Source organism: Hafnia paralvei ATCC 29927, assembly GCF_001655005.1.
Taxonomy (GTDB): domain Bacteria; phylum Pseudomonadota; class Gammaproteobacteria; order Enterobacterales; family Enterobacteriaceae; genus Hafnia; species Hafnia paralvei.
The window spans coordinates 50,172-62,112 of record NZ_LXET01000016.1; the positions used below are offsets into that span (position 1 = coordinate 50,172).

The window sequence follows — 11,941 nt, forward strand, 5'->3', positions numbered from 1 at the left end:
TAAACAATAATTTAGGCAAGGGGCATGCCTCCCGCCGTATTCCGCTCAATTGTCCGGTAATGTGCCGTTGTATGAGGCCTATCTCGGCAGCGGTTTCAGCGTTTTTACTTTGCTAAAACGACTGCGGAGTCGGTCAAAATAGAGATAGACCACCGGCGTCGTGTAGAGCGTTAATAGCTGGCTCATGATCAGACCACCCGCAATGGTTATCCCCAGCGGCTGACGCAGTTCTGCGCCATCGCCGCTGCTAAATGCTAACGGCAGAGCGCCAAACAGCGCCGCCAATGTGGTCATCATTATTGGTCGGAAGCGCAATAAGCTGGCTTGAAATATCGCGTCACGTGCGCTCATACCGCCGTTGCGTTCGGCATCAAGGGCAAAATCGACCATCATGATAGCGTTCTTTTTCACTATGCCTATCAATAACATAATGCCAATCAGGGCAATTAAGCTAAAGGGCGCGCCAAACATTTCCAATGCTAATAGTGCCCCGACGCCCGCTGAAGGCAGCGTCGACAGAATGGTCAGCGGGTGCACATAGCTTTCATACAATACGCCGAGCACGATATACACCGTTGCGATAGCGGCCAGAATCAAAACGATCTGCGAATTTTGCGTATCCTGAAAGACCTGAGCAGTACCGGCGAAAGTGCCGCGTACCGTATTCGGCACTCCTAATGCCGTCATGGTGCGTTCGATGGCGGCTGAGGCATCTGACAGCGCCTTGCCTTCTGGCAGGTTGAAGGAGATGGTTGAGGCCGCGGTTAAGCCTTGATGGTTAACCGACAGTGGGGCATTAGCCGGTTGCCACTTAGCAAAATAGGATAGTGGAATAGCCTTGCCATCGCTGTTGATCACAAACATTTTGTCTAGCGAACTTTCATCCTGCGTATACTCCGGCGCGACCTCCATCACCACGTGATATTGGTTGAGTGGTTGATAAATAGTCGAAATCTGCCGTTGGCCGAAGGCGTTATTCAGCAAGCTGTTAGCGTCGGCAACGTTGATACCCAGCCGCGCCATGCTCTCACGATCGTAGGTCAACGCCAGTTCTGAGCCTTTGTCCTGCTGGTCAGAGCTGACATCGGCGAGTTCGGGCAGCTTGGCGAATGCGGCTCGGATCTTAGGTTCCCACTTGCGCAGTTCGCTGAGATCGTCGGAGAGCAGTGTGTATTGATAGCTCGCATTTCCCTGACGGCCACCAACGCGAATATCTTGCTCCGCCATTAAAAACAGATTGGCGCCGGGTTCTTTGGCCAGTTTTCCACGTAGGCGAGCGATAACCTGTTGGGCGCTATCTTTACGTTCGCTCAATGGTTTCAATGAGATAAACATCATGCCGCTGTTAGTACTAGAACCACCGGTAAAGCCGGTCACGTTATCCACGTCTGGATCGTTACGCACGATTTTCATGAAGTCTTGCAGCTTACCGCGCATTGCCTGAAATGAAATGCTTTGGTCAGCTTGAATAAAGCCCATCAAACGACCAACGTCCTGTTCGGGGAAGAACGTTTTGGGGATGGAAATATACAGCCAGACGTTTAACCCAATCGTCGCTATCAGGATCAGTAGCACCCAGCGTGCGTGATCCAGCACCCAGCGTAAACTTTTGCCATAGCCTTGTTGGAGTTTCAGCAGCAGCTTGCCGAAGCCACGAATACGTTCCTGATGGCGTGAAGGGCGCTGCTTAAGCAGATAGGCACACATCATGGGGGTTAATGTCAGGGATACCACCAGTGAAATGCCGATCGCCACGGAGAGCGTAACCGAAAACTCACGAAATAGACGTCCCGGCAACCCGCTCATCAATAGTAATGGGATGAAGACAGCGATCAACGACAGACTCATCGATAGCACAGTGAAGCCCACTTCTCGTGCGCCGATGAGCGCAGCTTTTTTCGGTTTCATTCCTGCCTCAACGTGGCGAGAAATGTTTTCCAGCACGACGATGGCATCATCCACGACAAAACCGGTCGCAATGGTGAGCGCCATTAGCGACAGATTATTCAGGCTAAAATCGCACAGATACATAGCGGCAAAGGTGCCGATCAATGAAACCGGTACAGCAACGGCAGGGATCAGCGTGGCGCGGCCCGAACGCAGGAACAAGAACACCACCATGATTACCAATCCCACGGCGATCGCCAGCGAACTTTCTACTTCGTCAAGCGAGGCGCGGATCGTAGGCGAACGATCTTGTGCCACCTGCAGATCAATTGACGCCGGGATCAGCGCACGAAACTCGGGGATCTGTGCGCGTATGCGATCGACGGTTTCAATAATGTTGGCATCAGCGCTACGGCGGATCATGATCAGAATGGCGGGTTTGGCGTTGGTCATGCCGGCATTACGCACGTTTTCGACCGAATCCTTCACGTTCGCCACGTCGCTTAAACGTACCGCCGAGCCGTTGTTGTAATGAATAATTAACGGCTGGTAATCCTGCGCAGTTTTAATTTCATCGTTAGCTTGCACCTGCCAACGTTTATCGTTCGCTTCAATCGATCCCTGTGGACGTCGAACGTTGGCGTTGGCAATCGACGTTCGTACGTTATCGAGCGAAACACCCTGATTAAATAGGGCTTCAGGATTGAGCTCGATGCGTACGGCAGGCAGTGAACTCCCCCCAACGGAAACGTCGCCTACGCCGTCAACCTGCGCGATTTTTTGCGCCAGCTGAGTCGAGGCAATGTCGTAAAGCTTTGCCTGATCGTAGGTGTCTGACGTGAGCGTCATGATCATAATCGGCGCGTCAGACGGATTCGCCTTACGATAGCTAGGGCGGCTTGGCATTCCCGATGGCAGTAAGCTTTGCGCCGCGTTAATGGCGGCCTGTACATCGCGTGCGGCACCGTTGATATCGCGATTAAAATCAAACTGGATAATGATGCGGGTGCTCCCCAGCGAACTGGAGGACGTCATCTCGCTGATACCCGCAATACGACCAAGGGCGCGTTCCAACGGCGTGGCCACCGACGACGCCATGGTTTCTGGCGATGCACCCGGCAAAGAGGCGCTCACCATGATGACCGGATAATCTACCTGCGGTAGCGGAGCAATAGGTAGTAGCTTGAAACCTAAAATCCCGCACAGGGTGATCGCCAGCGTCAGCAGCGTGGTGGCGACTGGCCGATTGATAAATAAAGCGAAGAAACCTTTAGACGGCGAGAATCTCACTGGGTGCTCTCCTGTGGATCTTTCGCTGGATGCGTGTTTCTTGAAACCTTATCAAAGAGCAGGTAAATCACTGGCGTGGTAAACAGTGTTAGAACCTGACTCATCACTAGGCCGCCGACCATACAAATCCCCAGCGGTTGGCGCAGTTCAGCCCCCACGCCGGTGCTTAGCATCAGCGGTAATGCGCCGAGCAAGGCCGCGAGCGTCGTCATCAGAATAGGGCGGAAGCGCAGTAGGCAGGCTTGATAAATTGCATCGTAAGGTGCCATCCCCTGTTCACGCTCGGCGGCAAGCGCGAAGTCGATCATCATGATGGCATTTTTCTTCACGATACCAATCAGCAAAATGATGCCGATAATGGCAATCACATCCAGCTCACTGCCGGCCATAATCAGCGCCAGCAACGCCCCCACACCGGCGGTAGGCAGCGTCGAGAGAATGGTGACAGGATGGATAAAGCTTTCATACAGCACACCCAGAACGATGTACATCGCCACAATTGCCGCCACAATCAGCCATAACGTGTTACCCAAGGCAGATTCAAACGCCAGCGTGGCACCTTGGAAATGGGTGGTGATATCTACCGGCATATTAAGCTGTTGCTCAGTGCTGGTGATGGTTTTCATCGCTTGCTCTAGCGAGTAACCATCGGCAACGTTAAATGACACCGTCGTTGATGGGAACTGATCGACATGGTTAATCGACAGCGGCCCGAAGCGCTCTTCAATGGTCGCAATGGTGTTCAGCGGCACGTTTTTACCGTCTGAACTGGTCAAGTACAGATCGTTGAAGGCGGTTAAGCCGTCGGTATGATCCTGATTATGTTCTAGAACCACGCGATATTGGTTAGCCTGAGTATAAATAGTTGAAATCAGGCGTTGACCGAAAGCGTTGTACAGCGCGTTGTCAACGTCAGCCATGGTAACGCCTAAGCGGCTTGCCGTATCGCGATTGACGTTGACAAAAGCGACCAGACCTTGATCTTGCCAGTCACTGCTTACGTCTTTGAGCATGGGGGATTCTTGCAGTGCACCGATCAGCTTTGGCACCCATGTACTGAGCTGATCCAACGACATGGCCTGCAGCGTGAATTGATATTGGGTACGGCTCACCTGTGTATCGATAGTGAGATCTTGCACCGGTTGGAGGTACAGCTTAATACCGGGAATTTTGTCGGCCAGAGTTTGTAGGCGCGGGATGATCTGCTGTACCCGATCTGTGCGTTCATCTAACGGCTTGAGATTGATCTGCAAACGTCCGCTGTTTAGCGTTGCGTTGGTGCCATCCACGCCGATAAAAGAGCTTAGGCTCGCAACGTCAGGATCTTTCAAAATCTCAGCCGCCAGTTTTTGCTGGCGCTGTGCCATTTCGCTAAAGGAAACGGACTGTGGAGCCTGCACAGTCCCTTGAATCAGGCCGTTATCCTGAATCGGGAAAAATCCTTTAGGGATAAAAATATACAGTAAAACGGTCAACACCAGCGTGCTGAGCGCAACGCCTAGCGTCAGCATAGGATGATTCAAGACGACTTTTAGCCATTCGCCATATTTAGCAATCACGCGCTCAAAGAAACGTTCGCTGGCGCGGGAGAAACGGTTCTGCTTACGCAGCGATTCGTGGCTGAGCATGCGGGCACACATCATTGGCGTTAGCGTCAGAGAAACCACCGCTGAAATGAGGATTGCCACCGCTAGCGTGACCGCAAACTCACGGAATAGACGGCCAATAATATCGCCCATAAACAGCAGCGGGATGAGTACGGCGATCAGTGAGAAGGTTAACGAGATGATGGTAAAACCGATTTCCCCTGCGCCTTTCAATGCGGCATCGAGCGGTTTTTCCCCTTTTTCGATATAGCGGGAGATGTTTTCAATCACCACAATCGCATCATCCACCACGAATCCGGTGGCAATGGTCAGCGCCATCAGCGTGAGGTTGTTGATCGAAAAATTAAGAAAGTACATGACAGCGAATGTGCCCACCAACGATAGCGGCACGGCGACGCTGGGGATAATCGTGGCCGGAACGTTGCGTAGGAACAGGTAAATCACCATAACCACCAGTGCGATGGCGAGCAGTAACTCAGTTTGCACATCGCTAACGGAGGCACGAATGGTTTCGGTACGATCGGTTAACACCGTGAGTTTAACTGATTTCGGTAAACTTTCCGTCAGCTGTGGTAGTAACGCCTGAATGCTGTCAGCGGTGGTGATGACGTTAGCGCCTGGCTGGCGTTGAACGTTCAAAATAATGGCGGGTTTTTTGTCTGCCCACGCTGCCAGTTTGGTATTTTCTGCCGCTTGCTCAATGGTTGCCACGTCGCTTAAACGCACCGGCGCACCGTTGGAGTAAGCCACTATCAGATCGCGGTAGTCTTCCGCCGATTTCATTTGGTCGTTGGCGGATAGCGTAACCGAGCGCGTCGGGCCGTCGAAACTCCCTTTGGCGGAGTTAACGTTGGCGTTAGCAATGGCAGTACGAATGGTTTCACTGTCTAAACCATAAGCCGCAACCGCCGGTGCATTTAAACGTACTCGAACGGCAGGGCGCTGCCCGCCGGAAAGGGTGACGAGGCCAACGCCGCTGACCTGCGAAATTTTCTGCGAAATGCGCGTTTCCACCATGTCTTCCACCTGCGTCATGGCGACGGCGTCGGAGGTGACGGCGATAGTCATGATCGGTGGATCGGCAGGGTTAACCTTACTGTAAATCGGCGGATAGGGCAGATCGTTAGGAAGAAGATTGGTCGCCGCGTTAATAGCCGCCTGAACTTCCTGCTCAGCGACATCAAGTGACAGGCTGAGTTGGAACTGTAAGGTGATAACCGATGCGCCGCCTGAGCTTTGCGAGGCCATCTGTTTCAACCCCGACATCTGCCCAAACTGACGCTCTAAGGGGGCGGTAATGGCCGACGTGGTTACGTCAGGGCTGGCACCCGGATAGAGCGTTACAACTTGAATGGTCGGATAGTCTACTTCTGGCAAGGCAGAAACCGAAAGTGAGCGGTAACCCACAATACCGGCAAGCAGGATAGCCACCATTAGCAGCGTGGTAGCAACTGGGCGGAGAATAAACAGGCGAGAAGGCCCGCCGGTGGCGGGGATCTCGTTTTTAGGCTCTTCAGAACCGACAGGCATATGTTGCATTATGACTTGTCCTGTTTACCAGTGGTCTGCTTAGCTGAAACATCTTTATCTTTACCGGAAGTGGCCTGAGTCTGAGCCGCATTTTCTGTGTGCGGAGCAATGACCTCAACGGTTGCACCTTCCGTAAGCTGATCGATACCGTCAGTAACCACTCGCTCACCGGCAGAAAGTCCACCGGTAATCACCACTTCTGATGCGTCACGGGTGCCTACGGACACGGCGTGTTTGCTGACCTGATTTTTATCGTTTAGCACCCACACAAAGCTGCCTTCATTTCCCATCTGTACCGCAGCGGCAGGAGCCACTACAGCGTCGCTTTGAGTCGATACTTTCAAACGAACGTTAACAAACTGATTAGGGAATAACGTGTCGTCTTGGTTATCAAAACGGGCTTTAATTTTGATGGTGCCGGTGCTGGTGTCGATCTGGTTATCCATACTCAGCAAGGTTCCGGTAGTGAGTAAGTGCTGATTAGTGCGGTCCCATGCTTCTACTTCTAACTTACCGTTTTCTTTTTGTGCCTGCTGAATGCTGGCGATATTGTTTTCAGGCAGAGTGAAAACCACATCAATAGGATGTGTCTGGGTAAGCACCACTAAGCCGGTGGTATCACCGCTGGTGATATAGTTACCTTCATCGACCAGCTTCAAGCCGACACGTCCATCAATCGGTGCGGTGATGCGGCTGTAGGTCAGCTGTAGTTTGGCGCTGTCAACGGCGCCCTGATCGGCCACAATGCTGCCCTGAGTCTGAGTCACTAACGATGCCTGAGTATCCAACTCTTGCTGAGAAACCATATTGGTCTTGCTCAACTTTTGATAACGCGCTAGATCGCGTCGAGCATTAGCTAAAATGGCTTGGTCTTTGGCAAGCTGACCCTGAGCTTGAGCTAACTGCACCTGAAACGGGCGCGGATCGATTTCTGCCAATAAATCTCCCGCTTTCACCTGCTGGCCTTCGGTGAAGTGGATTTTCATCAGTTGCCCATCAACGCGACTACGGACGGTGACGGTATTTGCAGCGGTTACCGTACCTAAACCTGTTAAGTAGTTAGGCACATTGGACGTGCGCGTTTCCGAGGCTTGCACCGGTGCGAGCATTCCACTGCCGCCACGGCGTCCACCGGCTTTCCCCCCCGTTTTGCCTTTCTGTGCCTGTTCTGCGCCCGCGACAGGTTTGTCAGCGTTGCCGCTGCTGGTGTAACGCCAAACAATCACACCAGCCACAACGATAATGGCTATCGCCCACCAAAGGCGTTTACGGGAGGTCGGTTTATTGAAAGCACTCATTGCAGACAGAATTCTCCAGAGAAATATCCGCGCTTATGCGCAAATATAAATATTGGGCGTAGTGGCCCAATCACCCACAAAAATTAGTTACTCATCACAGTTTACTATTCTAGGCCTTAGGCTCGATCTAAAAATGAAGGAAATGTGGAAGATAGGTCAGCGAGCGTAAGACCTTTCTGTATTTAGACTGATTTGTCTATACCCTGTCATACTTCAAGTTGTCTTTTTGTTGGCCACGTTTACTTACTCGAATCACTGACGAGAGTAAGCTCATCGAGAGGAGCTCACTTGCCGCCCATACCATTCGAATTATTTAGGGTATTTCGTCACAGTGAATAATTAGTGTTATTAGTATTCGTTATCAACGTCGTTTTCACAAACCTTAAGACAGGAGACTGCAATGAAACTACGCGAACTGGGCCGCTCTGGCATTCGAGTACCTACCCTGACATTTGGTGGCAACGTGTTTGGTTGGACGGTCGATCAGGCCACGTCCTTTAGCCTGCTCGATGCTTTGTTGGAGCATCAGTTGAACTTCATTGATACCGCTGATGTTTACTCATCCTGGGTGCCGGGAAATAGGGGCGGCGAATCTGAAACGATTATTGGCAACTGGCTACAAAAAAGTGGCAAACGCGATCACATTATTCTTGCTACGAAAGTAGGCAAACCGATGGGGGAACATCGCAAAGGGCTATCGGCGCGTTATATTCGCGAAGCCGTAGAAGCTTCTTTACGCCGTCTGAAAACGGATTATATCGACCTCTATCAGTCTCATGATGACGATCGCGATACGCCGTTGGCGGAAACCATGAATGCTTTCGATGCGTTAATCAAAGAGGGCAAGGTACGTGCCATTGGTGCCTCCAACTACAGTGCTGAGCGCTTGGCGAAAGCGTTGGAGGTGAGCGCTGAGCTGGGATTAGCCCGCTATGAGACAATTCAGCCGGAATATAATCTGTATGACCGCCAGAACTTTGAGCTCGAACTGGCTCCTCTCGTGCAAAAAGAGCATTTGGGCGTCATTAACTATTATGCACTGGCGAGCGGCTTCCTATCGGGTAAATACCGCAGCGCCGAGGATGCGCATAAGAGTGCGCGTGGCGATGGCATTGTGGCGAAATATCTCAATCATCGGGGATTAGGTATTCTCGATGCGTTAGAGCAAGTCGCTCATGAGGTTGATGCTTCTCCGGTGGCTGTGGCGCTGGCATGGCAGATTGCTCAGCCGGGGATCACGGCGCCGATTGCAAGCGCGACGTCATTACAGCAGCTAGAGGAATTAGCGTTGGCGGCGCGTTTAACGCTGAGCCAGTCGCAAATTGCACTAATTACCGACGCTAGCGCCTACTAAACGTTCAGTAAGTGAGCGCTTGAGGCGATAACTTTCGCTGGCCTCTCACAGTGTGAACTAAGTCAGTGACAGCACCGGTTTTTTCATCCAATATGCAGTAACCCCTTCTCAATACAGGTGCCATAGTATGTTGAATGTAAATGAGTATTTTGCTGGTAAAGTAAAGTCGATTGGTTTTGACAGTGGCAGCATTGGGCGTCAAAGCATTGGCGTAATGGACGCAGGGGAATACACCTTCTCAACCGATAAACCGGAAGAGATGACGGTCATTACAGGTGCTCTGCGTGTGTTGATTCCGGGTGCGCCTGATTGGCAGGTGTTCTCATCAGGAGAAACCTTCTTTGTGCCGGGTCATAGTGAGTTTAACTTGCAGGTGGCAGAGCCAACGTCGTATCTGTGTAAGTATTTGAGCTAATATCGCGAACGATCGTTATTAGGGCTAGGTGTTTAACCTAGCCCTTTCTTTTTTCTTCTTTTGCTGTTCATTCTTCTTAATTTATCAATATTTTCCGCGAGTTATCTAATTTTCTGACGAATTCCCAAGATTAAAATTTGTGACTGCTTAGGCATTATTGCACTTAGCGGGTTGTACTTTAATCAGTTAAGATTATTGTATTCACATTGTATACAATATGAATACAAGGAAAATAGAATGAAAATTATTGATACTCATAACCATCTTTGGGTGTGCGAAGGCGAGCACTTTGAATGGATTACTGCCGATCTGGAGGCTATTCGCCGAGATTTCACCATCGAAGATCTTCTCGACGTCTTAGAGGGTCACCAAGTTGAAGGTGCGATCCTTGTACAGGCCGTCCCACAGTTAGAAGAAAGCGAATGGCTTTTGAGGATTGCTGCCGATACGCCACAAATTAAAGGCGTGGTTGGCTGGGCAGATATGACCAAAGGACAACGCGTGGGCAGCGATCTCGACAGGTTAATCAGCCAGTCGAACAAGCTGAAAGGCATTCGCTATATGTCGCAAGGATTACCTGCTGAACATTTGATTGATCCTGATTTTATCGATGGTGTGCGGTGCGTGGGAGAAAGGGGGTTGGTTTATGAACTTCTGATTACGCCATCGCAGTTGGCATGCGTCGCTCAGCTAATATCACAGTGCCCAGATACAACGTTTGTCATTGAACATTGCGCCAAACCTATTATTCGCGAGTGCCTGATTGAAGAATGGCAAGAAGGAATACGTTTTATTGGACAACGTTATTCAAACGTTTATTGCAAATTATCTGGGATCGCGACTGAAGCAAATTACGGGTGTTGGAAAGATCAAGACCAAGCTTATAAAGACTTAGAACCTTATATCGATGCCGTATTTAACGCATTTGGCGATCGGCGCGTGATGTTTGGCTCTGATTGGCCGGTGTCATTATTGGCGCTTCATTACGCTGACATCGTTTCGCTGTGTCAACGCTATCTTAAATCACATCCTCATTACTCTATGGAGCAGTTCTATCACGCAGTTGCCGAACACGTTTATTCACTGAAATAACAGGAGGCATCATGGAAGTCGTTCAATATATATTGGGCTTTGGCCCCGCTGTGGTTATTCCCATCATTATGTTTATTTTCGCCCTGATCTTCGGCGCTAAGCTGGGTATTGCGGCAAAAAATGCGATGACGGTGGGTATTGGTTTTCTAGGTTTATCATTGCTTATTAGTTTTATGGTGAGTTCTTTAAGCGGTTCAACGGAAGCCATGGTCAAAAACCTCAATCTGCATTATGAGGTATTAGATTTAGGCTGGCCGCTCATTAGCGCATTTAGTCTAGCTGCGCTGTCTCTGCCTGTCGTCTACGCGTTGTGCTTTATCACTAACTTAATAATGATCTCTACCAATACGACCAAAACGCTGAATGTGGATTTCTGGAACTATTGGCACTTTGTATTTGCAGGCGTCATTGTTGAACAGGTTACGGGCTCTTTCTGGATTGGGGTTTTTGCAAGTCTGCTAACATTTATTGTCACGCTCAAGATCGCCGACTACATTGCACCGCATATTCAGACGTTCTGCGATACGCCTAATGTCACGATAACGCAGGCGGAAATCGTGGCGTGGGCACCGCTGGCGTTCTTGATGGATCGCATTATTGACCGTATCCCCGTGATTAATAAAATCGATCTTAATCTTAATAAAATTGAAGCTAAGCTCGGGTTTTTTGGTAGTCCCTTAGCCATGGGGGCAATTCTTGGCGTTATCATCGGGGGTTTAGGTGCATTACCTTTTAGTGAGATTGTTAAAAGCGGAATGAACTTTGCCGCCGTGATGGTCTTGTTACCTACGATGGCGGGTGTATTGGTGAGTGGTTTAGTCCCTATTACTGAAATTGCTTCAGAATGGGTAAAAAAACGCTTCCCGACTAAAGCACTTTATTTTGGTATTAGCGGTGAAATCACCTTTAAAAATCCCGCAGTATTATCCGTTGGTATATTGATGGTGCCGATAACAATACTGATTAGCACTGTTTTACCCTTTAATACTATGATGCCTTTTGCTGATATTCCCTATCTACCCATGTTTGTGGTATTTGGCACCGTGGCATGTAATGGGAATATGTTCCGTGGCTTAATCAATGGCATTGTGATTGTGTGTGGTATTTTATGGTTTGGTTCTGACCTTGCCGTTGTGTCTCAGGCTTTGGCAGAGAAAGCCCATCTAAACGTGCCGAAAGAAATGCTTTCTTCATCGATTGACGGTGGTTCGCATGCATTCTCATATCTGTTTTATAAAATGTTCGAACTGTTAAAAGATATGAATCCTATTTTCTCTGGTGTTCTAACGCTGGCTGCTACAGCGGTGATTATCATTGTTTTAAAATTGATTTTTAATATTAAAGAAAAAACCATTAAAACAGTCTAGACCGTAGTTATTTAAAAAAATATCACTTATTAATTTATTAAACAAGATTGCTAAAGTATAGCTAATAACATAACGACTAAAAAATCAGTCAGTAAATTCTG

7 protein-coding genes are annotated in these 11,941 nt (G+C 49.6%); 4 read left to right on the forward strand and 3 right to left on the reverse strand.

Features of this window, described 5'->3' with window-relative positions; all coding sequences use genetic code 11:
• Nucleotides 1-78 precede the first annotated feature (78 nt).
• Genes mdtC through M988_RS05780 form a run of 3 tightly spaced genes read right to left on the reverse strand, consistent with a single transcriptional unit; the run spans nucleotide 79 to nucleotide 7,612 of the window.
• Nucleotides 79-3,177: a multidrug efflux RND transporter permease subunit MdtC gene (gene mdtC / locus M988_RS05770; RefSeq protein WP_039188109.1), complete on the reverse strand. Its 3,099-nt coding sequence runs from the start codon at nucleotides 3,175-3,177 to the stop codon at nucleotides 79-81.
• Nucleotides 3,174-6,323, reverse strand: a complete 3,150-nt coding sequence (locus tag M988_RS05775; protein ID WP_064573247.1) for an MdtB/MuxB family multidrug efflux RND transporter permease subunit — start codon at nucleotides 6,321-6,323, stop codon at nucleotides 3,174-3,176. Before M988_RS05775 ends, mdtC begins: the two co-directional genes overlap by 4 nt.
• Nucleotides 6,323-7,612 carry an MdtA/MuxA family multidrug efflux RND transporter periplasmic adaptor subunit gene (locus tag M988_RS05780; RefSeq protein ID WP_008814179.1) on the reverse strand — a complete coding sequence of 430 codons (1,290 nt, stop codon included), beginning with the start codon at nucleotides 7,610-7,612 and terminating at the stop codon, nucleotides 6,323-6,325. The genes M988_RS05775 and M988_RS05780 overlap by 1 nt, the downstream gene beginning before the upstream one ends.
• Nucleotides 7,613-8,012: 400 nt before the next feature.
• Between M988_RS05780 and M988_RS05785 the strand changes: the two genes are divergently transcribed.
• The 4 genes from M988_RS05785 to M988_RS05800 all read left to right on the forward strand — a co-directional run bounded on the left by M988_RS05785 (nucleotide 8,013) and on the right by M988_RS05800 (nucleotide 11,840).
• Complete coding sequence (locus tag M988_RS05785; RefSeq protein ID WP_008814178.1) at nucleotides 8,013-8,966, forward strand: aldo/keto reductase; 954 nt, start codon at nucleotides 8,013-8,015, stop codon at nucleotides 8,964-8,966.
• A 127-nt stretch (nucleotides 8,967-9,093) separates the two neighbouring features.
• Nucleotides 9,094-9,381 carry a pyrimidine/purine nucleoside phosphorylase gene (gene ppnP, locus M988_RS05790; RefSeq protein WP_004091927.1) on the forward strand — a complete coding sequence of 96 codons (288 nt, stop codon included), beginning with the start codon at nucleotides 9,094-9,096 and terminating at the stop codon, nucleotides 9,379-9,381.
• A 237-nt stretch (nucleotides 9,382-9,618) separates the two neighbouring features.
• Nucleotides 9,619-10,473, forward strand: a complete 855-nt coding sequence (locus M988_RS05795) for an amidohydrolase family protein (protein WP_048797503.1) — start codon at nucleotides 9,619-9,621, stop codon at nucleotides 10,471-10,473.
• An 11-nt stretch (nucleotides 10,474-10,484) separates the two neighbouring features.
• A complete protein-coding gene (locus tag M988_RS05800; protein ID WP_064573248.1) occupies nucleotides 10,485-11,840 on the forward strand; it encodes a PTS transporter subunit IIC in 1,356 nt (451 codons plus the stop codon).
• The last annotated feature ends 101 nt before the right edge of the window (nucleotides 11,841-11,941 follow it).

What these genes read in the sequence shown, in the direction of transcription:
- M988_RS05775 (WP_064573247.1), bottom strand. Translation starts at nt 6,323, where the DNA reads ATGCAACATATGCCTGTCGGTTCTGAAGAGCCTAAAAACGAGATCCCC.
- M988_RS05780 (WP_008814179.1), bottom strand. Translation starts at nt 7,612, where the DNA reads ATGAGTGCTTTCAATAAACCGACCTCCCGTAAACGCCTTTGGTGGGCG.
- M988_RS05785 (WP_008814178.1), top strand. Translation starts at nt 8,013, where the DNA reads ATGAAACTACGCGAACTGGGCCGCTCTGGCATTCGAGTACCTACCCTG.
- ppnP (WP_004091927.1), top strand. Translation starts at nt 9,094, where the DNA reads ATGTTGAATGTAAATGAGTATTTTGCTGGTAAAGTAAAGTCGATTGGT.
- M988_RS05795 (WP_048797503.1), top strand. Translation starts at nt 9,619, where the DNA reads ATGAAAATTATTGATACTCATAACCATCTTTGGGTGTGCGAAGGCGAG.
- M988_RS05800 (WP_064573248.1), top strand. Translation starts at nt 10,485, where the DNA reads ATGGAAGTCGTTCAATATATATTGGGCTTTGGCCCCGCTGTGGTTATT.